Origin of the sequence: Criblamydia sequanensis CRIB-18 (assembly GCF_000750955.1) — a bacterium.
Lineage (GTDB): Bacteria > Chlamydiota > Chlamydiia > Chlamydiales > Criblamydiaceae > Criblamydia > Criblamydia sequanensis.
The window spans coordinates 256,517-281,336 of record NZ_CCEJ010000008.1 but is presented as its reverse complement, the minus strand read 5'-3'; the positions used below and the strand labels follow the sequence as shown (position 1 = coordinate 281,336).

The window sequence follows — 24,820 nt, the reverse complement described above, 5'->3', positions numbered from 1 at the left end:
CTTGCCTTAGGCTTGTCTTTTACTAAACCCAAGCTTTCGGCTATAGGAGAATAGTCTTTCTGTAGCCAAAAGACAAAGGAGGGCTCCTCCGATAAGCGGAGCTTGGGAGCCAAAGTAAGAATTCAAAATGCTTCCAAGAGCCGGGGCTACAAGGCCTCTTAGGCCGACTGTCACAACATTAACCGTTGTAAATAGAGAGCTGTCTTCATCCTTAGAGAAAATCGGGCCCGACATATTCCAGCTCAAATTGCTTCCGGCTTGCATAATACCGTATCCGATATATCCAAGATAGAGCCAGATCAAATTGAATTTCGCAAAAAGAAGGAAGAATGGAAAAAGGGCGGCGATAGCAATGACATGGCTTGTAAATCGGAAAATATCTTCCCTTCCGATAAACCTTGTCCAAAAAGGGGTTGAGAGGGCAAAGCCAATCCCTTTGCAAAAAGTTAAAGCCACTGCAAGCTCCGTATAGGACAACTTTAAATTATCAAAGAAAAAAGCCGGCAGCGCAGGCTGCATGATGATTAGTCCCGAGCCTCCAAGAATAAAGCCGATTTGAAAATAGGCAAAATCTCTTCTTTTTTTAATTAATTGGAAAGTGCTCTTCCATGGGGAAACAACATGGTCTTTAAGAGAGCTTTTTATGGGGTTTGCTTTTAGCTCTAAATCTTCCTTAAGGGGAATATGCCATTGAAAAACTAAAGGAAAAAGGGAGATTAAGGCCGTGATCGGAAAAATATATCGCCATCCTTGCTCAACCCCATCTAAAGCCATGCCAATGACAAAGGGAATGATGGCATCCCCTATGTACCCTAAAGCCGAACCGAAAGCAAAGGTCTTTTCTTTAGCAACTCCCGGCAGATTTACTTTTAAAATTTCCATCCAGGCAGGCTGCGCTCCCCTATAAAGAGCCATATTAAGACCGAAAGCAAAAATAAAAAACCAAGGATTGGAGACCCATGGGAATAAGAAAAAGGGAAGGTGTCTGATTAAATTGCTAAGAAGAATATTATTTTTTAAACTCCAGCCTTTTTTGCTTAAGTGATCACTCCAGTACATGGAAATAATCGCAGATAAGGGCTTAAGAGCAATAATAACGGCAATTTCAAAGCTTGAGGCTTGCAAATCCTTATATAAAATAAAAGGCAGCATGTTAAACATCGCCCAAAAGGGAGTGTCTAAAATCTTTGTCCATAAAAAAGCAAGGCGAGTTTTTTCTTGAACGAGTGTCTTTAGGTTAAACCCTTTTTCCATAACCAAAGCTTTTTAACTCTTTTCTATAACCGACAGACTAGGCATAACAAATTACCTGTTAAAATGTTAGTAAAAAAATAAAAGAGTTTTTATTTATGAATTTTAATTGAAAAGTTTCAACCATTTTAACAAAAAATAATACAATTAGATTCTTTAATATTCAATTAATAAAACTATTCATTTTAAAAATTTATATTGACCATTCTCTGGGCTGTTTTAGCCATTCTAAAAAAGAAGATTTTTTTGGTAACATTCTTTTTTCTTTTTTCTTTAGAACCACTCCGAAATACGAATTCTATATAAAAAAGAGGACTTTATATGCAGCCGAAAACGAAAGTTTCATCTTGCTTACGGGTAAATTTACAAAGGTTATCCAGCCCCTCCTTAACCACAGCGCTTTTTGGGTGTCAAACCAAAACCACTTGGAAAGGCCGATCGTACAATATTCCTCATCTCCCTTTGCTTAAAAGTCTAAACTGCATCCCAAAAGAATCTGTTATGACCCTCGACTCAACGACAAGAGATGGTTTGCAAAAACGAAAAGAAATTATTTCAACAGAAGATAAGCTTGCGCTCATAGAAGCAATTTCTGAGGCCGGCTATCCTCATATTGAATTTGGCAGTCTTGTAAAAAACTTGGTAAGCATGGCTAATACTGAATCAGTTTTTAAAGGGTTAACCTCCAAAAATGGAGAAACCTTCGATATTTTAGTCCCGAATGAAAAAGGCTTAGAGCGCCTTATCCCCCTTTATGAGTCTAGAAAAGATTTACCCCTAAGAGTCTCCCTTATCACAACCGCCTCTGCCGGATTTGCGTTAAAAAATACGAACTGCAGCGTCCAAACCTCTTTAGAGAGGACAGGCTCTCTTATAAAACGATTAGCTTCACTTAACCTTCCGAATAGGGTTTATCTCTCTTTTGCTTACGGCGGATTTCAAGATGAAGAGCTAACCGTTGATGAAATCGCAAGCTTTTCACAAAAACTATTCGATATGGGTGCTCAAGAGGTTGTGTTAAGCGATACTAATGGAAAAGCCTCTGCAAAACGGGTTTATGAAACCATTCAAGCCATTAGAGAACGCTCCCGAAATCCAAAAGAAGCAGTTAAAAAGCTTGGCCATCACTTTCATGGCGATGATTTAGAAAGAGTGGCCGCAGCGCTAGAACAAGGGGCCCGTAAATTCGATACCACTATCAACGGGATCGGCGGATGCCCATCTATTGCTAATACTGAAGGCAATCTAAATGCCATGCATTTACTGACTTTCCTTGAAAAATCAAACTTCAGGACAGGCATTGATGTCGAAAAAGTAAGTAAGATAGAATTTTTATTGGCTAAAATATTGAAGGAAAAGGCTCCTTCACTTTGAAAACTTGGGAAGTTAACGCCGAGACTAACGTCTCGGCTTTGATCTAACCGGTCCTCTAATTTTCCAAAGCTTTAACCCGCGATTTTCGTCCCAATCTCGCTTCTAAGCTGATTCTAAGGAGGTGGATGCGTATTTCCGTAGCCGAAGCCAAGCTTTTTCATCTTAGCGAGGCAAATGAAATTAGTTAGAGGCGTTGTTAGAATCAGCCTAGAAGAGACTAACTTACGTTTAAAATGCTAAATAAATGAGCGATAATGAAGAATGAAATTTTAAGGTAAAACCCTTTCTCTCTTCTAGCAGGAATATATCTAGGTATTCTGCTTAAAATGCTGCTAAAAACAGTTTCAATGCGGTTTCTTCCTTAAGATAACATCTAAACTTGGTGAATGCTGCTTGGGTTAAGTTGCTTTTCCGTCTTGGAACCGGTCTTATTTCTGCCATTTCTTGCAGATCATCTTCAAGTGTACAACTATTGGATGCTTTATCAGCAAACAACATAAACCCTTTTGGAAGCTCGCAAGGAAGCTCTTTTAAGCCTCTATGCCAGATGTGCTTCCTGGAGTAATACAGAATTCAATTGGTATTCCTATTTCGTCAACAATCATATGAACTTTGATTCCAAAAAAATATTGTTTTTTTGAAGCCGTATATCCGTGAAATTCTTTTCCTTTAAAAATTTTGGCTCGAAAACTTTTATGATTTTCATATGCCTTTACAGAAAAGCTATCGACAATAAAAACTTCACCCTCAAACTTACGAAAGATACATTTGAAGTACATAAAAAATCATCCACCCCATGTTTTCTTGAATAGCATGAAGGCGTCTAACTAAACGACTATGGCTAATTATGTTTGGAAAATACTTAAACGACATGGAGACAAGGGCATGTTGCACGAATCTAACGTGCTAATGCGAGGGCTGATATCAAAGCAAAGGTCATTACCTTTCGCTAGGGTCATTTTGTAGTGGGGATCATCAGACAAACCGAATGATTTTACGATTTCATCGCTAGATGAAAGAAAATTGCTATAGCTTGTTCATTCATGATATTTTTCCATTCGTAAAAAAGGAAGATATCGCTCGTGACCAATCATCTGATAGCTGAATCTCATCTTTTTCATCTTTCGTATCGGGAATGAAAGGAAACATTCCCTTCACCGGAAAGCTAAAAATTTGCCATCCATCTACAGCGGTTGGCCACGGATTAGGGCGTTAATCACGGGTTTAAGTTGGTATAAACAACAAAAGATAGTAAACCGCAATTGATATTAAAGCCCCGGCCGGCACCGTGACTATCCAAGAGACTACGATATCTCTTGTAGTGCTTAGATCAAGCGCTTCAATTCCCCTTGCAAGGCCGATGCCTAAAACCGCTCCAACTAGTGTGTGGGTTGTAGAAATAGGAAGACCGAGCCTTGAAGCAAAGACAATTGTCAAAGCCGCGCCGAATTCCGCCGCAAAGCCTCTGGAAGGGGTCAACTCGGTCAATTTTTTTCCTATAGTTTCAATCACACGCCATCCCCAAGTAGCAAGGCCGGCTACTATGCCTAGCCCTCCTAGGGCTAAAATCCATATAGGGATTGCCATACTGGAGGTAGGTATTTTACCTGTTTTTAAAACAACAAAAGCTGCAGCAACAGGTCCTATGGCATTCGCGACATCATTCGCGCCATGAGCAAAAGCCATAAAAGAGGCGCTCATAATTTGAAGGTAGCCGAATACTTTTTCAACAAGCTCATATTCAGAAGGCGTTGCTTGGTCATCTTGCTCCATGGAATGCGATAAATGCTCTAATTCATCAAGGGCTATCCCCACTTGATATGATGTAGACCCTTTGGTTTTTTCGCGGGCGGCGAAAAGGTACTTTTTGGCTTTTTCAAGGTCTTGAATGGCTTCTTGACTTGTGTCAGGCTTTAGAGAAGCCCCAATTTTTTTATTCGGAAGGTCTTTTACAAGGAAAAAAGCGATAAATGCGCCGATAGATCCTAATAAAAGACTAAAAAAAATGGATTCTACCAAGTTTAAGTGGATATTCAAATTCTTTAGCCCGCCAAACATAATTATGAGCGAAATGGTGCCAAGAAAAATTAAAACAAGCCAAGGAACTATTTTTTTGGTGGCTGCAATAGGACTGGAAGCATAAAAAACAACTTTTCTTAACCAAATGAAGACAAGATACCCAACTATCCCGCCAAGAATAGGCGATAAAATCCAGCTTGTGGCAATAAAGAAAACATTTTTCCAATAAATGGCATCCAAGCCGCCAACTATCGCTCCGAATCCTACAATCGCTCCTATGATCGAATGAGTCGTAGATACCGGCCAGCCATAGTAAGAAGCTATTTGAAGCCAAATTCCAGCCGCTATTAATGAAGCCAACATGCCTTTTACAAAGTTCATGGGCTCAAAAGCAAAAATGGAGGGATTCACAATCCCTTGCTGAATCGTATCTGAAACATGCGAGCCAAAAAGAAGGGCTCCTGTAAATTCAAGAACCGCTGCAATAAAGACGGCTTGTCTTAGAGTTAAAGAGCCTGATCCAACAGAGGTGCCCATGGCATTCGCGACATCATTTGCGCCAATATTCCAGGCCATATAAAGGCCTGCCAAAGCGACTAAAGTGATAAGTATTATTTCGTGATCCATCGTTTTTTTAAATTATTTTTTTACCTATTTTATTTCTAACATTCTTCTTACCCTCAGGGCGAGCCTTTCTGATAAATTGGAAATTCCCCCAATAGCTTCAATGGATCTTTGCCAAACATGGAAAGTGGTGTAGGTCATTTCATTCTCGGATGCAAAAAGCTTTTTTAAAAGCTGTCTTTGAATTAAATCCGCTTCATGCTCTTTATACGCCACCCTATCCACAAATGAACTCACTTTTTCAGCTTCTGCACCGCCAAAAGAGGCCTCCAAAAGATCATGCATTTCGTTGATAATGAGTCTTACCTCATCAAAGGTCTCGATATTTTTTTGTAAAAAGCTAAAAAATTCATCTTTAAAGGTATCTAAAAAAACAATCGGTTTTAAAGTTGTTAAAACCGCTGCATCTTCAGCTGCATCTGCGATCCCGTCCTGCAAACTTAAAAGCTCAAGCAAATGGCTTTTATCGACAGGAAGAAAAAGGCTTTTCGGTAAATGATTTCTTATATCATTTTTAATAAGGTCCGCTTGATGTTCAAGATGGGAAATAAGGTCTGCTAAGTCTAAGACCTCTTTTTCATTATTATTGGCTAACGCCTCATACATTTTGACGAGGTGATAAACACAATCTGCAATTTTATCCATATGAGCCTTTAAAGGTTCAAATGGGGATCGACCAAACAATTTTAATATCGTTAACATATTTTTTAAAGAGTTATGCCATAAAGTTGAGGTTTTTTTTAACACATCTTAAACTATAAGCAATTTATTTTTGCAAAAAAAAATTTGTTTATAAAAATAAAGAAATTCGAAAGAAGCCTATAAAGAAGGTTGGCGAAAGAATTAAAAAAAGGTAGGATCATAGAGAAACTTTTATCTTTTTTAGTAATTTTTTTTGGAACTATCGGCCTATGGAAGAATCCATATTAAAAGTAAGAGACTTGACAGTTGAGCTTTCCATACAAGGGAAAAATTATGCTGTCGTCGATAATATGAATTTTGACTTAATTCGCGGCAAAACTTTGGCGCTTGTCGGGGAGTCAGGCTGCGGAAAATCCCTAACCGCTTTATCTTTAATGCGAATTCTTCCAACTCCTCCGGCACTCCCTTCAAAAGGAGAGATTCTTTACAAAGGAGAAAATCTAACCCAAGTTTCCGAAAAAAGAATGAGATCCATTCGCGGCGGAAAAATGGCCATGATTTTCCAAGACCCTTTAAGTTCTCTAAACCCGGTATATTCCATTGGAGATCAACTTCTGGAAGTGGTTGAAATACATCTTTCGTTAAAAGGCGAGCAAGCTTATCTCAAAATTATTGAATCTTTAAAACAAGTGGGGATTCCAAACCCTGAAGAGCGTATTTTTGATTACCCCCACCAACTATCGGGCGGTATGAGACAAAGGGTCATGATTGCCATGGCGCTTCTTTGCAAACCGGACATTCTTATTGCAGATGAGCCGACAACAGCCCTTGATGTCACAATTCAAGCTCAAGTCCTCGAATTAATTCGAAAGCTTCAAAAAGAAGAAGGCATGGCTTTACTTCTCATTACCCATGACATGGGAATTGTAGCTGAACTTGCAGACTCAGTCGTTGTGATGTATGCTTCCCAAAAAATTGAAGAAGGAACTTCTTTCGATATCTTCGATCATATGGCTCACCCCTATACGCAAGGGCTGTTTAAATCAAGGCCAAGCCTTTCGACTTCAAGGGACACAAGACTTCCTGCCATTAAAGGTTCCGTGCCGCCCATCACCCATTACCCGACAGGCTGTCGGTTTCACCCAAGATGCCCTTTTAAAATGCCAAAATGTGTTAGCCATGCCCCCCCTTCGTTTAAAGCCCCCGGCGGGCCACTCCATCATGCAAGGTGTTGGCTTCTTGATGGGACAGAAGAAAGCCAAAAAAAATTAGAGGGCGGGAATCATGTCTGACAAGCCGTCTTTATTGCAAGCAAGCCGCCTCTATAAAAAATTTCCTATTTACTCAGGAATCATTAGACATGAGGTCGCTTCTGTAAAAGCTGTTTCCAACGTCAGCTTTGAGATAAAAGAAAAAGAGGTCGTTGGTTTAGTAGGTGAGTCAGGATCCGGGAAAAGCACTCTTGCAAGAATGGTTGCCGGGCTTATAGAACCGACATCCGGAGAAATATATTTTGAAGGAAAAAATATTCAATCCCTTACCCCGGCAGAAAAGTCTTTTTTTAGAAGAAATACGCAAATGGTTTTTCAAGATCCGTATGCGTCGTTAAATCCGAGAAAAACTATATCCGAAACAATTAGCGAAGGCATATTGCTTCTAAAGCTTGCAAGTAATAAAGATGAAGCAAGATCTCTTTCTTTAGAAGCCCTTCATAAAGTCGGTTTAAGTGAAGAAGCGCTCGATAAATACCCTCATGAATTTTCAGGGGGACAACAGCAGCGTATTTGCATCGGCAGATCGATTGCCCTAAAGCCAAAATTGCTTATTTCAGATGAATCGCTATCGGCCCTTGATGTTTCCTATCAAGCTCAGATCTTAAATTTATTTAACGATTTGAAAGAAGAGCTTAAGCTAAGCTATCTTTTTATTGCTCATGACCTTGAGCTTGTGAAACATATCTCTGACAAAGTTATTGTCCTCTACCTTGGCAAGGTTATGGAATGCGCCTCTTCTGACGAGTTGTTTTCAAATCCAAAACACCCTTATACTCAAGCTCTTCTCTCGGCTGTGCCAAAAAGGCATCCTTCGGAGGAAAAAAGCCGGATTTTACTTGAAGGCGAAATCCCCTCTCCCGTCCATCCGCCAAGCGGGTGCCCTTTTAGGACAAGATGTCCTTACGCACAAAAAATTTGCGAGGAAACGCCTCCAAAAAGAGAAGTGTTTGATAAAGGGACCGAAAAAATGGATCACACATACCATTGCATTTTGCCTTAAACCCCTGGGTTACCGCCCTAATCCGCTAGGCAAGCGCTAATAGTTAAGCAATAGGCTTCTTGGAAGGTCATGTCGAGACATAGCCGAAAGATATGATACTGTTTTAACTGTAGATGATTTGCCTAACGAACGTAATATCTTTTCTCTAGTCCTAGGGGTTACCTTATAAGTTAGTCGCTTGATGCTTCATTTTAAAAAAGCAGATCGCGGTTTAACATGAAGCATCAAGCGAGATTAGGGGCAATCAGAGGTTAAAGCCTTTTTTATCAATCACCTGTAAATGATCACATTTGGTGAAGATAGGGTGTCAGCCCCATATAGGTTAAAAAAGCACCTAATAGGCAAAAAACGGCTCCTATGAAATAAATAAACTCTGGAGAAGCTTTAAAAAAACTATGGAAGGTGTTCAGGATAAATTCAGGAAATAAAACTCGAAGCGCCCCCGATAGGAAAAGCCACCACGCAAAGAAAGTAATAATCACCCTCCAGTCAAAAACCCAAATATTATGCACTTGAATCATTAACAAGCCTAAAACGACACCGATAAACCCAGTTATAAAAAGAAGAATCGGGTGGCTTAAGACACTATCTGCAAAGCTTCTAAATAACTTCTGATTCAATATCAGTCCACCATAGAGAACAAGCAAAGTAACTCCAAGAACTCTAGCTAATATATAAGAAATATCCACGGTCAATCCTCTAAAATTATTTTTATTATATCATTAACCCTTCAAGGGATTTTTCGACAAGGACTTCAACTTATCGTGCCTTCTTTAATTTTAGAGAAGGGGGGTATATTAACCCGATTTTCCTCCTTTCCTAAAATAAGACTATCGGGAGGGAGAATAAAAAGAGTCTTATCTTAAGCTTCATTTTAATCTCAGTTTAAAGGCCATTTAAAATTTCTCCATAAAGATTTGAAACATGGATCTTAGGTTCTTAAAAGTTCAGATTCAATTCTTGGGTATATGGATTGGGCAGATTCAGACCATCCCGTTTTTGATGGCTTAGAAAGCGGATAACCTAGGGTTAAAGCACCCTATTTTTGAAGAGTTTGGATATCAATATCAGGATAGTTTTGCTATCGATTAGGTTCAAATAACTCTTAACGTATTCTTTGGGACAAAACCAATTTCATCTTGCGAAGTCTCTATTTTATAATATTCCCTCTCCTTATCAAAATCTAATATTTTAACTTTTAGACCTGCCGATAAGGGCTCTTCTCTTACAGCTGCAAATTGATCGCCTGCATCCATCTTTAACTCTACACCTTGTATTAAAACACCTTCTTTGGGTGAAAAAAGAGCTGAAAAAATTATCCAAGACAATGCAAGAGCGGATACCATCAAAAAAGTTCCTGCCAACTGTTTATAAATCGGTTTTTCTTTCCAGATATAAAGGCTTGCTAAAACAACAAAAAGAATCCAAGAAAGTGAAAAAGTTTGCAGCTTTCTTGTAAGCGGTGAAAAAAAGGTGATTACTTTTAAAGAGTCATTAGGCTCTTCCTTTAACCCTAATTTGTTTAAAGCCACTGCTAAATTCCTCTCTACTTTTTCATCAAGCGGTCGAAGAGCTATTGCTTTATAATAGTAGTAAACAGCGTAAGCAAACTCATCTAAATTAAAAAAAGAATTGGCAATATTATAATAAAGCTTTCCATTCGAGTAACGAAGATCATTCTCCTTTTCAACTTCAAGATAATTTTTAAGGGCTATATTAAAATTTTCTTCTCTTTCTGCTACTGTTTTCGCCGATTCTCCACTCCTATATCTAGTACCTGCTTCTTGAAGCTTTGTCTCAAGATTTGGGCTCATGAAAAAAAGAAAAATAGGAATGATTATAAAAGCTAATCCGGCAATGATGATTAAAGGGCTCTTTAAAACGTTCATTTAGGGTTTCCTATTTTTTTAGTCAGCCTTTTTAATTTTATCAAGCAACTCTAAGGCTTTTTGCTTTTGAGCTTCATAACTGAGGTGTTCTTTACCTGAAAACCTAGCTTCTTCTAAATCTTCGAAAAAGGCTCTAACTTCACCTGTAATCCCTCTTTCATCTAACTCATGAGGCGATAAATCTTGTCTGCTAACCAAGCCTTTTTCAAAAAGCGCCTGCATAAGAGATTTCTCTATTAGAGCATGTAAATTTGTCTTATCAGCTTCATTTAATATTTCTTGAGGCTTTTTACTGACCTTTTCCACACCCGGCTTATTTCTTCTTCTTTTCAATTGACTTTGCAGATAGAGAGCTAAAAGACCCATGGGAATAAGCCATATAGCGCTTAAAGTTCCCAAAAATCGAGAAGTCAAATCTTCTTTAGTTATGGGATAAATCGAGGAAATTTCTAAAGCTTCGGGAGTGTTTTTGGGCTCACTCCAAATTTTATTCTCATCTTTATTTTCTTCTGTAGGCCCTTCAGGGGCAATAGCGCCTTTTGGCGCTTCGTGCACCTTTATTGGGATGGGAGCACTCCTTAGAGTCGTGTAGCTTTCCGTCTTTAAATTGAAATAGCTGAATTCTATCGGAGGAATGGCTTTAATGGAGGATGAAAGCGGCGTCATCTCAACAACAAAATACTTGGTCGATCCTTTAACTGTGACAGCAGGCGGAAAATCGCTTAATCTGAATTTTCCGGGAAATCCCGGTTGGCAGCAGACATCAGGCATTGGAAGCGATTCAAAATCGCCTTTCCCGGTTACGGCAAGTGAAAGGGTAAGTTTATCACCCACACTTAATTCCGGAAGGCTTTGAATTTCAACTTTGAATTGCAAGTCCTCGCCAATAGCTCCATTAAAAGAAGCAGGTTTTCCTCTATCCGGAAAGGATTTTACTAGCAAATTAACAGCCGGTGCTTCAGCTCTTATGACATCGCTTATGTATTCTTTCTCTCCTGTTCTGCTGGAAGTTCTATAAACTTTACCTTCAATAATTGAAGGCCCCAAACGATAATTTCCAGGTTTATCGGCTTTTAATTCTTGCGCGATTTGCCTAATGCCAAGTCCGCTTTGCTTATAGTTGCTCACTTGCTGAGCCCCGACTTTCTTAAACTCTCCGGCTTCAAAAAGAGGAAGCGTTTCTTTTGTAATTTCAATGTTATTATTAAAAATATAGAAATAGCCAACGATAATTTTTTGCCCGGGGTAAAGCTCTGACTTTCCGTCTACAAAGGATTTTAATGCGAAAATGATGGGATCCCCATCTTTAGTTTTAGCCGTCGCATTAGGTGATTCTCCGCTTGACCCATCGGGCTTTATTTCATAAGTCATCGAAGGCGTTTGAAATTCTTGAGCGCCGACTTTAACTTTTATGGGAGGTAAAACATATAAACCCTTTTGTCTTGAAGCTATAGCAAATTGATAAAGAGAAATAACTAATCCATTGCCGACTTCGGTTTTCTTAAGGAAAGTGGGGTTTAACTTTTGATCTTTTAATTTAAAGCTTTCTAGCGGAATGGCATCCTTATCGGAATGCATGATTGTAATTAGCCCTTGAACAGGCTTTCCTGGAGCTAAAGTTTCGTCATAAAAGCTTACGGTTATTTTAGGCTCTTCGCCATCAAGCGTATTGGCCATAAAAAATAACCCAAAAAGCAAAAAAACTTGCAAAAAGGTTGGATATATTAGTTTATTTTTACTTCTTACCATGGCTTTTCTACCCCTTTAGGAGGCTCCGCTTTTTCTTCTCTAAATCCTGCATCTTCTTGTTCCATTTCCATAAGATTTTTAAGGACATCCTCTTCTTGCTGATCTGAGGGCTTTGGAGCTTCCGACTCTTCCGGCTCCTCTTCTTCTTTTTTCTTTTGAGGGGATCCTTTGCACCCGTTGCCGCCTTTAGGATGATCTATCGCTTCAAGCGCATCTTTAAAGCTAAAGATAGCTTGGTCGATATAGAGTAAATCCTCAAGTTTTTTTAAGATAGGCTTCATTCGGCTTGATGCTTCCGTTAAAAAAAGCCTTCCTTGATCAAATAAAGGATTGACATCATCCCAAGGGACGCTTTGACAGCGATCCTTTCCACTATAATCTTCATTAAACCCAAGTGTTTGAATCAATAAAACAGCTTCATCAAAATCATCTTCTATAGCTTGTAAGCTAAAATAAACACTCCATAAAAGTTGATTAGGCTCCTCTTTTTTATCTATCATATCATAATTTCGATACATTTCCCTAAAAGACCAAACCATTTTAAGCAATTTAACAAGAATTTCTTTAGGGGAATTTTTAAGCTCCGTATTCTTATACATGAACAATTGTAAGAAAAATTGGGCCCCTTGAAAAAAAAATTCACTCTCTCGATAGTTTTCTTCTGATTGATTGAGGATACTCAAACGAAGAAGCTTAGTGGAAGTTTCTAAAAATTCAAAGCCTATTAGCTCTCTTTCCTTTAGGCTTAAAAGAGATTCTTCCTGCAAATCCAACAAAGCTTGCAAACTCCCAATTCTTAAAAAACCTTCCTCTTCCAAGCTTTCATAGCTATCAATTAAAACATTTAAAGCTTCAAGCGCTCTACTTTCTCCAAAACTTGATTTTAGGGTATTTTGCAAGGTTTGCTCAGTTTTTGATAGATAAGATAGGCTTGTCTTTAAATCGCTTCCACTTAGGGCTTGGATAAATTGATTGAAAGAATCTTTAGCTTTTAAACCCTCAACTCTTTGATTCGCTTCTCCTCTTAGAGTGCTAAGCCTTTTTGAATACAGATCCCAAAAGGGAAGAAGCCCTTCGGCAAATTCTTTTTCAGAGGTTAGCAGTTGATTTTTTTCTTGATTCGGGATCGTTTTTTCAAGATGGGAGAGCCTTAATTTCATTCTTTTGATAATGCCAAGAAGCCTTAAGCTTACATCGGTTAAAGGCATTTTCTCAAAAGCTGCCATGTAAGATTGGTCTCTGATAATTAAATGAAGCTCTCGAGCTTTATTTTCTATTTCTTGCAAATATTTTGTCGGAAGGCAATTTTTAGCCCCTTTAAGCTTTTGAGTTTCGCAATCAAGTGTTCTGGCATCTTTTAAAGATTCTAAAATATGTTTATACAAACCTTCCGCTGCATAAAAGTCTGCTTCTCTAAATTCCCCCCTTGACCCGGCTTTTTCTTGCAAAAGCATTAAATTTTCTAAAGCAATAAGGGCTTCATTTATTTTGACCCTCAATGTAAGAGGGGGAAAGGTTTCTTTACTAAGGGGCTCTTCCAAAAAGTATTTTCTTGCGGGCCTCTTTTCTTTCGAATACATGTATGAAGCCCCTTGGTTATATCTTAAAATGGCTTTTTTCCAAGGTTCTTTTTCTCTTTGAATTTCAGCTTCCAAAGAAGCGCTTGCTTTTTCCGGCATATTGGCTTCGGCATAGTTTTTAGCCTTTATGGTGCCTTCATTAACAGCTTGCAATTGGGAGGCTGACATCAACAAAAGAATCAAAAAGCTCTTTTTCAGTTTGGGAATAGGGGGCGTAAATAAATACAGAATGAGGAAAAAGATCGATAACGAAAGGGGGTATTGAAAGTAGAGATCGTAAACGACAGGCAAAGGTTTATTATCAACAGCTTCTTTTTTTACTTTAAAGGATTCCTTCGAGCGGATTTCTTTAATAAGGGCTGCCGCAAGGGCTGCTGAGGAATAGTTTTCAGAAGCGAAATACCTTCCCTTAAAAGCTCTCGCAATTTCTTCAAGGACCTTTGGTTCGAGTTTGGAGGTGACTTTCTTTCCCTGATATTCAACATCCGGAACAACCCCTCCTGATTCTGTCCCCATGCCAACTGCAAATACCCTAAAAGGCAGCGCATTTTTAGAAGATTGCGCCAAGGTTTTCCAAATTGAAGGATTCGCGCTAGCTTCTGTTTCCTCGCCATCTGAAAATAGAAGTATAGTGGCGGGAAGCGTTCTATTTTTTTGACTCATTTCTTTGACAAGCTGGGACATGGTTTTTATAAGGCTTGTGCCCCCTCTTTCAAACTCCTTTTTTCCAACTTCTCTTAAATGAAGCCTAAAATAGAAATAGTCGATAGTGCTGGCGATTTTTCTCTCTAGATTATTTGAAAAGACATAAAGAGAGATCTGCTCCCCGTTTAACTGCCTTACGACATCATCGATAACGGTTTTAGCATTCTCCAATCGGCTTTTTTTCTGACGCCCATCTACAACATTCATGGAAGCTGATTGGTCTAAAAGAAAGACGACCTCTTGCGATTTCATTTCAACATCGCCGCCCTTGGCTTGCTCAAATGCCTTTTCAACCCCTGCCGGATAATGGGGATTTCCTTTCGGGTCCATTAACGCTAAAACTAAAAAGCTAAACGATTGAAGAAGAAAGAAAAAGCGAATCAAATAAGAGTATCGGTAAGGAAGGAGCGAGCTTTTTTTTAGGATTTTTAAATCGCCAAGAGCGGCTAATATTTTTTCATTTTTTCTATATTCCCGAAACACAAAATAAATAAAGAAAGGAAGGATAAGAAAAAGGAAGATATTTTCTTTTGCGCCAAAAATCACTTAGGGTACCCTGCTGATAACAAATAGCTTTATGATGAGATGAAGCAAAAGCAAACCAAGAGCCGCTTTCATTAAAAAAAAGGAAAAATATTTTTTTTCAGTGTACGTTGTGGGCTCATTTTTTTTAGATTTTAGAAAAGCCGGCACCTCGCTTTTTTCAAGCGTGTCTATTTCTCGATAAATATCAGCGAGGCTTCCCCCGCTTTCCACCATAAAAAATTTCCCGCCGGTATACTTAGTGACTAAATTAAAAAGTTCCCGATTGGATGCGTATTCCGGCGTACTTAGCTTTGGCTCAATATTGACAACATAGATTTTAATCCCTTCTTTTTTGGCAGCTTCGGCGGCTTGAAAAACATCAATGCTTCTTAAAGGGTGCTTCTCATCATTTGGATTGGTTTCTTGAAACCCGTCTGTAATGACAATGATAATTGAGTTTAGAATAGTAAACCCTTTTTCTTTGTCCATTTCTTTGGCAAATTGCTTGGTTGCGGCTATTTCATTGACCGTCTTAAAAATGGCATACCCGATGGATGTGCCGATTTGGTTGATATCTCGATTAATGGTCAACCGATCGATTTCATTGGCAATAGCCTCATGATCAAGCGAAAAAGGAGAAATAATTTGAGCGGTTCTTGCAAAAGCGACAAGCCCGATTAAATCAGATCCCCGACCCTTTAAACCAAGTTTAGGATCGCCCAAAACAAATTTTTTGGTTAATTCCTTTGAAAGATCTATCTTTCTCATGTTTTGAGGAAGGCCTGTCGAGCTTGGCACGGAAACTTCTTGATACATCGAACCTGAGTGATCTAAAAGCAGATAGATAGCCAACCCTTTTTGAAGCGCGGGCGGGGGAAGCCCCTCTTTTTGCTGAAATTGAATCGTCTTTTCTAAGTGGGGTCCGGCTAATGCCATTAGAAGGGTTGCTAAGCTAAGATACGCAATGGCTTCCGGAAGCCAATAATACTTTTCTTTAAAGGTCTTATTTGAGGAGAACGCCTGAACGGTGGATAAATAAACGCCGGGTGCTTCAAAGGAGTTTTTCAGCTTGTAAAGAAAAAAGCCGAGAAGAGCCAAAGATATCGCAATAACTGTCCAAAAAAAGTCTAAGCTCATAAAAAAAATGACTTAAATTAAAATCTATTTTATAAGCCTTTTCGGCGACTTCTTTCAATAGAGTTCTTTTAAAACTTCATTTGCCTTCTAAAATGAATCTTCTTTACAACCCATCAAAGCTAAAATGCGATCAAGATCATCATAATTGAAGTAAGAAATTGTAATTTTGCCTTTCTTGCCTTCTTCTTGAATCACAACTTTAGTGCCATACTTTTCTTGAATCTTATTTTGAAGATCTTCAAGGAAAAAATCTTTAGTTCTATATCTAAGCTTATTCTTTTTAGCTTTATCCTTAAATTGATCTGCTTTTTTTTCCGCTTCTCGAACAGAGAGTTTCTCAGACAAAACCGTTTCATAAAACAATTCCATTTCATCTTCTTTTTCAAGGGAAAGAAGAGCTTTTGCATGTCCCATTGTAAAAAGACCGCTTGTTATCCCATCTTGTATGTGTGCCGGCAAGGTCAAAAGCCTGAGATAGTTAGCGACCGTAGAACGCTTTTTACCAATTTTTTCAGAAACTGTTTTTTGGGTGAGTTTAAATTGCTGAATTAATTTGTCTATGCTTTTGGCAATTTCTATTGGGGAAAGATCCACTCTTTGAATATTTTCAATTAAGGAAGCAGCTCCACTTGAAAGATCGTCTATTTTTCGAATAAAGCAAGGAGCTTCTTTTCTTTTCAGAAGATGAAGTGCCCGAAGCCTTCTCTCCCCTGCGATAAGCTCATAGTGGTCATTCTCAATTTTTTTGACGACAAGAGGTGAGATAAGGCCTACGGATTCAATCGAATCGGCAAGTTCTTGAATATCTTTAGCGTTAAAGCTTTTTCTTGGCTGATACGAACTTACTGAAATTTTTTGTAATGAAATAATCTTTAAATCTTCATCCATTGGTTCATCTTTCATAAGCGTTTAATCTTCTCGACCTTTAAAATTTTAAAAAAATTGCTGTTAATCACGAAAATGCTGTTAATCATGGCTAAAAAAGAAATTCATGGTTTTTTTTAATGGGAAATTTTCTATACTTGCTAAAAAAAACAAAACAAAAATTTTAGTATGAAAGCAGCATCCTCCAATTACAAATCCGAATTCCCTATTAAAGAATCTTTTATAGACACTTTTGATCCGGAGTGGCTGAAAAAAAATTCTAAGAATATTTTACTAGCATTTGGCCTAGCTATGCTGCTTCTCATTATTGGAGCAAAATATTTTTTTACAGCCGGCTTAAAAGCTGAGTCAGATTATATTGCAGCGGACACTTATTTTACAGAGATGAAAACAGCTTCCATTAAGGGAGACAGAGATACTGCCCTTAAATCCTACCAGCAATTAAAGGACGTTCTTGAGAAGCATCCTGAATTGACAACAAAATATAATGGCTTGCTCGGACAATTATTAATGCTTTTAGGAGAATCGAAAGAAGCCGCTCCCTATTTAAAAGAAGGCATTCAAACTCTTATCGCAAGAGGCTTAAATTTATACAGCACATTAAGTGAATCCAGTCAATTGGCGGCAAATCAGGATCTTGCAAAAGCAGCCGATCTCGAAAAAAAACTGTTAGTGTTACTTTCGCAAAACCAAGATCAAGAGACAGAGTACCTCAAAGCTTACAATCTGCTTCAACTCAGCTTTATTGAAATGGCTCTTAATCAACCAAGCACTTATGGATCTGAAGTAGAAGCTCTTTTAAAAGATAAAGATTCTCCCCTTTCAAAGATCGGGGATAAATTTACGCAAGGTGAAGCAAAACTAATAGATGCATTGAAAGCTAAATAAGTCCGCTAGTCTTTTTGCTTTATTTCGAAATTGAAGTTATAGCTCCAATTTTATTACTTGCCATTTTTTAAGTTCAAAATTTACAAATTACGATTGCTTTTTTCAACATATAAGTGATAAAGGCATTAGTTAAGCTTTATGCTCTCTTTCTTGTAAAAAAGAAGAGATTTAGGCCCCAAAAGTGGACAGATCGAGCAAAAAGGGGGTGGATTGTGGCTTTTAAACTTTACTATGGTAAAGAAGCTCTAAAACCACGAATTAACTTGGGGCTATGAAACCTATAAGACAGAAAGCCTTAGGCGTTAAACCTAAGGAATTGAAAAATTATACAAGGCTGATTTTACGTTACTAAGTTGCTTCAAATGCAATCCAGAACGTAATCTGTACGTTTTTAAGATGATTTCCTTGGAACGGCAAGAGCCTTAACGCTGCCTCTTTAAAGGGGTATGGAGTTATCTCGTGAGTCCAAAATTATGCTCACTGGCTTTCGAGGAAGCCGAGTTAGAAACTACTTTCGAAGAGGACTACTCTGATAAAGTTGTGACCGCTAACTTTGCGCCTTCAAGCTATCATGCAACCAATAAAAATTCTTCCATTTCCGAAGATGTTATTTTAGTTTGCGGAAGAATTAACGTATCTTTCTAAGAAAGATTAATGATTTAGGCGGCCCTTTGGCCGCCTTTTTTTTTAATCTTAAGCAATCGCCCTTCTAGTTAGTTAACCCTCAATGCTTTTACAAAAAACTCTATGTAAAATAAATTTTTTATGTAGGATTAAAAATAAAGGCTTCGAAAATTAGTAATAATCGCAATAAGGTAAACTATGAGTCATTCAATTTTATTTTATTCTGATTTTTTAAAAAATTTTGAATCGGACCCTCAATTTCAAAAAATTGATTCGCAATTTAAACTTAATAAAACCCTTTCTTGGATAGAGAAAAAATTTTTTTCAGATTTTGATGAGTGCTATTTATTGCAGCATGAGGATACAAAAGATTCATTAAGAAAAAATCCAAGAAAAATCCATCAAATCGAAGTGCAAGAATCCTTAAAAAAAAAGCTAAGGCTATACGATTTGATGCTTTCGATCCACCTCTTCGATAAAGAAAATCAATTCCTCTCAACTGAAAAAGAGAAATTATCTGAATTCATAAGATCAATGATAAAGGGAACGACAAAACCTCCTAAAGAAGATTTTTTTGAGGAGCTCTACAATAAAGTCAAGACGTTTAGTAAAGCCCATAAGGCGAAAAAAAAAGATACTTTTTTTGAAGAAGAAAAGCCATTTTTAAAAAAGCTTGATCTGAAACTCGATAAAGCAGCTTCTCTAAGAGAAAGGCTTGTCCCTTTAAAGAATAAAACCTTAAACCTTGTCTTCCCTCTTTATAAAGTAAGCGAGTACCATGGCATTCCCTTTACAAGATTTAGCAAACCCTTAGGCTTTTTAAAAGGGTGTTCCAAGAAAGATAGGGACAAGGACATCCGTCTTGGAACTTCTCATCTTGAAGCGCTTATCTATCAAATAAGTATAATTTTAGGATGGGAAGCTTATTTTGCTCCAACTACTTTTGTTAAAATAACTTGTAAAAACGAATCTTTTTTGGGAAGCGTTCAAAAAAGAATTCCTTATGGAACTTTAGATGATATTATCGGGGTTCCTTACCTAAGTGAAAGAATTAATGAGCTTGAGTTTGCTAAAGCATTTGCCATAAGTATCTTCCTTGGCTTTAATGATGCTCATGGAGACAATATATTTCTCTCAAGCACGCATACAGGCTTTATCTTTTTTGATAATGCAAGGTCTTTGCCTCATTCAAACGGAATTATTTTAAAAGCAGATAAATTTTTTTTAAGTTTTAGATGCCACTTGCTCTTAATCCCTCTTGCCTTGATAAAATTAAGCTCTGAAACAATTGATGTTTTAGATAAAATGAGTAATCAAATTTTAAAAAATCTCGAAAACATAAAAAACGAAATTAAATCGGCCAAAAAAAAATTTACTTTTCCCCCTGATTGGCTAAATGAAGACCAAATTATTATAGCCATGAAAGAGCGAGCCGACTCTTTTAAAAAAGCCCTAGAAAAGTCTGAAACCGCTTATGATTTAATTTTTAATACAGATCCCACTTTTTTATTTATGTCATCACTTTGCATTCTTCTGCATATCGCAAGCAAGGGAGGACTCCTTCCCGTTAGAGAATCGTTTAAAGAGGAGCAAGACTATTTCAAAGCCATTCTTCCTCATTTAGACGCTCTTTTCGGCCCTCCCCTTGACATTTATCAAACAGTGGAAAATGCGAGATCCCTTCAAATTGATTTTAGTCGGGTGAAAGAAATCACTGAAAATTTCCATAATTTTGAATCTTTAATAGATAAATTAAACGCATACGGCTTAGAAATTTTGGAAAAGCCTTTGGAAAAAGAAGAGCCATCTCAGCTATTTGTAGCTTATGAACTTTATAAAAACGATCTCCTTGCTATGGCGGAAAAAGATGAAAAAGATCCGGTGAAGCCTTTAGAGGATATAAAATAAATAAAAACCCTTAAATATAACGTTGGATTTGTTTCGAAACTTGCTTTGACTAAGAAAGATGAGCTTATTTTGTGCAAATTTTTTGATAAATTCTGAAACCATATGAAGCATGTGGGAAAATTTCCAAAAAAAGATGTCAAAATAACTCTTTAAGCGATTAGGTTTCGAAGGATGTCTATTAAAACCAATACATAATAGGTAAAATTATGGGAGCAATCTCCTGGGCGAGCGTCGATAAAAAAGATTTCGGTGAAATTTTTCAATCTAAACCTAAAAAAACTTTAGCCGCTTTAACTAAAAATTTAAGTTTAGAACTTTTTAGTGAAGATTGGTGCGGCAAAAATAAAATTCGAAATTTACATCATAAGCTGCGTTTGATTTCAACTGTTCTTTCCCTTACAGAAAGAACCATTAATAAGGAATCGATCTCTCTTTTTTTTATCGAGCTGCAAAAACTTCTACCTTTTTCAGACAAAAACCCGATGGTTCATCAAACACCTCAAACTGAACCAAAAGAGAAATGTGAGGCCTGTCTTTTTGAAGATGTGCTAAAAGAGGCCATAAATAAGAAAAATGATAACTTGGCTAACACCATCATTCGTTATCGCTGCAATCCGGGTGATTTTAAAAGCCACCTTATAAATGCCGCAGCGAAAGGGTGTTTTGAAACTGTAAAAGAACTATATCTTAAACATGATGCTCTCATTGCAAAGGAATTAACTAAACAAGCTGCTTTAGAAGCTTTCAAATTTGATCGGTTTGAAACGCTTTCTTTCCTTTCAGAAAAAGGAGATTTTCAGCCGGATGAGGAAAAAGGTCTAGAACTTTTGCATTTAGCTTGCAGCAGAGTCTGTCTTAATTCTCTAAAAATTTTATTAGAAAAATTTTCATCTTCAGTATTGAAAAATCTTCTAGATACGCCTTTGCCTCAAACAAAGCGAGCAGCTTTAGAGACTCTTTATTTAGCCCTTGATGGCAATTGCAGCTCAAAATCTAGAGAAAAAGATAATTTGACAGTTATTGAAATGGAAAAAATCCTTTTAAGCCAAGGCGCGTCTCCAAACTGTCTAACAAAAGATGGAATTCCTTTAATTCATAGCATTCTTTCCGACTGGGCTTGGAAAGACAAGGAGCATCACTTCATTCAGCTTCTTATATCCTTTGGCGAGAACCCGAATCTTCTTTATAGTGGTTTAACCCCTCTCCACTCTCTTTTTGTTTCAAATAAAACAGTAACTGCCCCTCTTCTTTTTATGACTCTCATTCACTGTAAAGGAGATATTTCAGAACCAGGAGAAGTGGGCTGTGCCCCAATTCCTTTTGCTTTGCGTGAAGAAAAATTTGCTGTCTTGAAGGAAATCTTCTGTGATCATTCCCGCCTTGTAGAGGAAATTCAAAACTTAAAAGGCCTGTCAAAGACACTTATTTTAGAAGAATATGAGGCTAAAGGGATTAAATGGGTCCTTGAACTTATCGTTTTATTTCAAGATAAGGAACTTGCTTTATTTGCAGTTCAAACTTGGAAGGATGGAGATTCGAATTTTCAAAAATCTATGATTCAACTGGAAGAAAAATATGGATTAAAGGCTTTAATGATCTTTTCTTAAAAAAAATCCTTATTGTGACAAAACCTTTTTTTTGCTAGGATTTTAACTTTTCCATGCATTAAAAAAATTTCTATTCCATAATGAATGGAAGAAACAGCTTGAACCTTAGCAATCTAACTTAAATTTCTCTTGATTGTTGTTTAAGAAATTGGCAAAGTTTCAACTTTTTACCTGATTTTTGGTCTTATCGCCCAAAGTTTATCCTATAAATAGAATATTCTTTAGATAATGTTTAGAAAATAGACGGATCAGTCCGTCGACAATGGTAGAACTTCAGTTAGTTAGGCGCTTAAGAGAATTTTTCAAAGCTGTATTGTATTATTTTCCCCGTAATTCAATTCGTTAGTCTCTACTCGCTTTCGTTGCCATTAATTAAATTTGAAGCTATGGGGAAAAATACAATAAAACTAATAGTATCCTTATAAGGATAAATTAATTTTTTATGTTCCAAGAAAGCAAGGAGCACTAAACTCATGGGAAAATCGCTGATTATTGTCGAATCCCCAGCTAAAATAAAAACTTTAAAGAAATTTCTCGGCGCAGATTATCTTTTTGAGTCTTCGGTCGGGCATGTTCGCGATCTTCCGGAAAGGGAATTTGGAATTGACATTGAGCACAATTTCACTCCCCACTATGTCATCATGCCGGATAAAACCAAAGTCATTGCCACGCTAAAAGCCGCCGCCAAAAATTGCGATGTCATCTTCCTTTGTCCCGACCCTGATAGAGAGGGTGAGGCTATTGCTTGGCACATTCAAGAAATTCTAAAAAGCGAACTTGCTAAGAAGGCCCTTGTCTTTAAACGGGTCACATTCAACTCCATTACAAAAGAAGCTGTGGCGAAAGCCCTAAAAGAACCTCGGGAAATTGATTTAGCGCTCGTCGATGCCCAGCAAGCAAGACGTCTATTGGACAGAATTGTAGGCTATAAAATATCCCCGATCCTTAATCGCAGAATTCAAAGAGGAAAAGGCGAATCTGTATCAGCTGGCCGTGTTCAATCGGTAGCTCTTAAGCTTGTCGTCGAAAGGGAAAAAGAAATTGAAGCCTTTAAACCGGTAGAATACTGGAAGATTGAAGCCCACTTCAAAAAAGAAGACGATGAGAAAGTATTTAAAGCCTACCTCTATTCTGTCGATGGAAAAAGAGTTGCTAAAGAAGAAGAGGAAGGAAAAGATTTAATCACAATCGGGGATAAAGACACCGCTTTTGAAATTGCAAAAAGAATTGAAAACGGAAAATTTAAAGTTGAGTCTTTGGAGAGAAAAGAAAAAAGACGGTTTCCCGTTCCCCCTTTTATCACTTCAACTTTGCAGCAAGAAGCAAGCCGCCACTTTGGATTTTCCTCTGCCCGAACCATGAGCATCGCGCAAAAACTTTATGAAGGAATTGATCTTGGAAAAGAAGGACCGGAAGGTCTTATCACCTATATGAGAACGGACTCGACAAGAGTTGCGCCTGAGGCCATTAGCGAAGCTAGAAGTTTTATCAGCAAAACCTACGGCAGCGAGTTTATTCCGGAGACGCCAAAATTTTATTCGACCAAAAAAAGCGCTCAAGACGCTCACGAAGCTATAAGACCTGCCAACTTGCAGCATGCGCCTGAAAAATTAGAGCCTTATTTGACAAAAGAGGAATTTCTTCTCTATCAACTTATTTGGAGACGTTTTTTAGCCTCTCAAATGATGCCGGCAGTTTACGATACTCTTGCAGTTGATATTGTCGATGGAAAAGGCATTAAATTAAGAGCGAATGGCTCTATCATTAAATTCCAGGGTTTTCTTGTTCTCTACGAGGAAAAATTTGACGAAGAGAATAAAGATGATGAAGCCAAAATTCTTCCTCCCCTGGAAGTGGAAGATCTTTTAAAACTTTTAGAGGCTACAAGCGAGCAGGCCTTTACAAGACCTCCACCAAGGTTTACAGAGGCTTCGCTTATCAAAGAGCTTGAAAAATCAGGAATCGGACGGCCTTCTACCTACGCCGCTATCATGAATAAAATCCAAAGCCGGGACTATACAGTCAAAGAAAGCGGCAGGTTAAAGCCGACAGAAATCGGCCGTGTGATAGCACAGCTACTCGAAGCTAACTTTACAGAAATTATGAATGTCGGCTTTACAGCTGCCATGGAAGATGATCTTGAGCTTATCGCAGAAAACAAGAAAGACTGGAAAAAACTCATAAATGATTTTTGGGATAAATTCTTTCCGGTGCTTGAAACGGCTGAAAAGCAAGCTTTCGTTCCAAAGATAGAGACTGATATTCCCTGTCCTAGTTGCAAAACAGGCAAATTGCAAAAAGTATGGTTTAAAAATAAGTACTTCTTTGGCTGCACAAATTATCCGGACTGCACTTATTCAGCTCCAGTTGAAGAGATCACTTTTAGAAAAGAAGATTACAGCGAGAATTTTAACTGGGAGCAACTTTGTCCGGATTGCGGGTCTCCCATGAAGGTAAGGCATGGTCGTTTTGGAGCTTTTCTTGGCTGCAGCAGATACCCTGATTGCAAGGGAATTGTGAATATCCCCAAAAAAGGCGAAGAATTAGTTCCCGAAAGCGAGCTTCCCCCTTGCCCTGCCATAGGGTGCACAGGTAAAATTGTACAAAGAAGATCCCGATTCGGAAAAATGTTTTTCTCCTGTTCAACTTTCCCTGATTGCGACGTGATTGGAAATACTTTAGAAGAATTGGAAACCAAATACCAAAATCATGAAAGAAAAGCGTACGTCAGCAAAAGAAAGAAAAAAACAGCGCCCGTAAAGGCGTCAGCCAAAAAACCAGCGAAATCTGCAAAAACCGCCAAAAAAGCAAAAGCTCCTGCAAAAAAGACCGCAAAAAAAAGAGAAATGCCTAAATTTAATGTCAGCAAAGAACTTGAAGCGATTGTCAAAGAAAAAGAATTGAGCTTTGGGGATGCGACTAAAAAAGTTTGGGAATATATTAAGGATAAGGATTTGCAGGACAAAAACGATAAGAGAAGCATCAATCCCGACAAAACGCTTTCAAAAGTTTTGGGAAGCTCTGATTCTATCAATATGTTAAAATTAGGCGCCCATCTTAAAAAACACCTAACCAAAAAAGAAGAAGGATAATCATGCATTTTAGAGCTGCCGCCATTTTTTTTACGGCTTGTTTATAC

The 24,820-nt window shown here is 37.8% G+C and carries 19 protein-coding genes; 8 read left to right on the top strand and 11 right to left on the bottom strand.

Going from position 1 to position 24,820, the window contains the following annotated elements; translation table 11 throughout:
- Positions 1–6: 6 nt before the first annotated feature.
- Positions 7–1,254, bottom strand: a complete 1,248-nt coding sequence (locus CSEC_RS09210; RefSeq protein WP_041018126.1) for an MFS transporter — start codon at positions 1,252–1,254, stop codon at positions 7–9.
- 318 nt (positions 1,255–1,572) lie between these two features.
- Between CSEC_RS09210 and CSEC_RS09205 the strand changes: the two genes are divergently transcribed.
- On the top strand, positions 1,573–2,625 hold the full coding sequence (locus CSEC_RS09205) for a beta/alpha barrel domain-containing protein (RefSeq protein ID WP_041018125.1): 1,053 nt from the start codon (positions 1,573–1,575) through the stop codon (positions 2,623–2,625).
- Between the two features lie 321 nt (positions 2,626–2,946).
- Here CSEC_RS09205 and CSEC_RS13150 read toward each other — a convergent pair whose 3' ends face one another.
- The 4 genes from CSEC_RS13150 to CSEC_RS09190 all read right to left on the bottom strand — a co-directional run bounded on the left by CSEC_RS13150 (position 2,947) and on the right by CSEC_RS09190 (position 5,913).
- On the bottom strand, positions 2,947–3,123 hold the full coding sequence (locus CSEC_RS13150; protein WP_154017675.1) for a hypothetical protein: 177 nt from the start codon (positions 3,121–3,123) through the stop codon (positions 2,947–2,949).
- Positions 3,124–3,155: 32 nt separating this feature from the next.
- Positions 3,156–3,404 carry a transposase gene (locus CSEC_RS09200; RefSeq protein ID WP_041018124.1) on the bottom strand — a complete coding sequence of 83 codons (249 nt, stop codon included), beginning with the start codon at positions 3,402–3,404 and terminating at the stop codon, positions 3,156–3,158.
- A gap of 445 nt (positions 3,405–3,849) precedes the next feature.
- Positions 3,850–5,271, bottom strand: coding sequence for an inorganic phosphate transporter (locus CSEC_RS09195; RefSeq protein WP_041018123.1), 1,422 nt, complete (start codon positions 5,269–5,271; stop codon positions 3,850–3,852).
- A 24-nt stretch (positions 5,272–5,295) separates the two neighbouring features.
- Positions 5,296–5,913, bottom strand: coding sequence for a TIGR00153 family protein (locus tag CSEC_RS09190; RefSeq protein WP_237559234.1), 618 nt, complete (start codon positions 5,911–5,913; stop codon positions 5,296–5,298).
- A gap of 266 nt (positions 5,914–6,179) precedes the next feature.
- Here CSEC_RS09190 and CSEC_RS09185 point away from each other — a divergent pair, with 266 nt between their 5' ends.
- Together CSEC_RS09185 and CSEC_RS09180 are read left to right on the top strand one after the other, a co-directional pair.
- Positions 6,180–7,202 carry an ABC transporter ATP-binding protein gene (locus CSEC_RS09185; RefSeq protein ID WP_041018122.1) on the top strand — a complete coding sequence of 341 codons (1,023 nt, stop codon included), beginning with the start codon at positions 6,180–6,182 and terminating at the stop codon, positions 7,200–7,202.
- Positions 7,195–8,184, top strand: coding sequence for an ABC transporter ATP-binding protein (locus CSEC_RS09180; protein ID WP_041018121.1), 990 nt, complete (start codon positions 7,195–7,197; stop codon positions 8,182–8,184). The genes CSEC_RS09185 and CSEC_RS09180 overlap by 8 nt, the downstream gene beginning before the upstream one ends.
- Before the next feature lie 284 nt (positions 8,185–8,468).
- On the opposite strand, the gene CSEC_RS09175 is transcribed toward CSEC_RS09180, so the two are convergent.
- The 6 genes from CSEC_RS09175 to CSEC_RS09150 form a co-directional block, all read right to left on the bottom strand.
- Complete coding sequence (locus CSEC_RS09175; RefSeq protein WP_041018120.1) at positions 8,469–8,873, bottom strand: hypothetical protein; 405 nt, start codon at positions 8,871–8,873, stop codon at positions 8,469–8,471.
- A 405-nt stretch (positions 8,874–9,278) separates the two neighbouring features.
- Entirely contained in the window at positions 9,279–10,073 is a 795-nt protein-coding gene (locus tag CSEC_RS09170; protein ID WP_041018119.1) for a hypothetical protein, read from the bottom strand.
- 18 nt (positions 10,074–10,091) lie between these two features.
- A complete protein-coding gene (locus tag CSEC_RS09165; protein WP_161780981.1) occupies positions 10,092–11,750 on the bottom strand; it encodes a BatD family protein in 1,659 nt (552 codons plus the stop codon).
- 65 nt (positions 11,751–11,815) lie between these two features.
- Positions 11,816–14,653, bottom strand: coding sequence for a vWA domain-containing protein (locus tag CSEC_RS09160; protein WP_041018117.1), 2,838 nt, complete (start codon positions 14,651–14,653; stop codon positions 11,816–11,818).
- A complete protein-coding gene (locus tag CSEC_RS09155) occupies positions 14,654–15,769 on the bottom strand; it encodes a vWA domain-containing protein (RefSeq protein ID WP_053331957.1) in 1,116 nt (371 codons plus the stop codon). It abuts the gene before it with no gap.
- 87 nt (positions 15,770–15,856) lie between these two features.
- On the bottom strand, positions 15,857–16,672 hold the full coding sequence (locus CSEC_RS09150; protein ID WP_041018116.1) for a ParB/RepB/Spo0J family partition protein: 816 nt from the start codon (positions 16,670–16,672) through the stop codon (positions 15,857–15,859).
- Positions 16,673–16,822: 150 nt separating this feature from the next.
- Here CSEC_RS09150 and CSEC_RS09145 point away from each other — a divergent pair, with 150 nt between their 5' ends.
- The 5 genes from CSEC_RS09145 to topA all read left to right on the top strand — a co-directional run bounded on the left by CSEC_RS09145 (position 16,823) and on the right by topA (position 24,773).
- Complete coding sequence (locus CSEC_RS09145; protein WP_041018115.1) at positions 16,823–17,542, top strand: hypothetical protein; 720 nt, start codon at positions 16,823–16,825, stop codon at positions 17,540–17,542.
- A 459-nt stretch (positions 17,543–18,001) separates the two neighbouring features.
- Complete coding sequence (locus CSEC_RS09140) at positions 18,002–18,187, top strand: hypothetical protein (protein ID WP_041018114.1); 186 nt, start codon at positions 18,002–18,004, stop codon at positions 18,185–18,187.
- A gap of 177 nt (positions 18,188–18,364) precedes the next feature.
- Positions 18,365–20,074, top strand: coding sequence for a hypothetical protein (locus tag CSEC_RS09135; RefSeq protein WP_041018113.1), 1,710 nt, complete (start codon positions 18,365–18,367; stop codon positions 20,072–20,074).
- 206 nt (positions 20,075–20,280) lie between these two features.
- Positions 20,281–21,681, top strand: a complete 1,401-nt coding sequence (locus CSEC_RS09130) for an ankyrin repeat domain-containing protein (protein ID WP_041018112.1) — start codon at positions 20,281–20,283, stop codon at positions 21,679–21,681.
- Positions 21,682–22,154: 473 nt separating this feature from the next.
- Complete coding sequence (topA, locus tag CSEC_RS09125) at positions 22,155–24,773, top strand: type I DNA topoisomerase (RefSeq protein ID WP_041018111.1); 2,619 nt, start codon at positions 22,155–22,157, stop codon at positions 24,771–24,773.
- Positions 24,774–24,820: the final 47 nt, after the last annotated feature.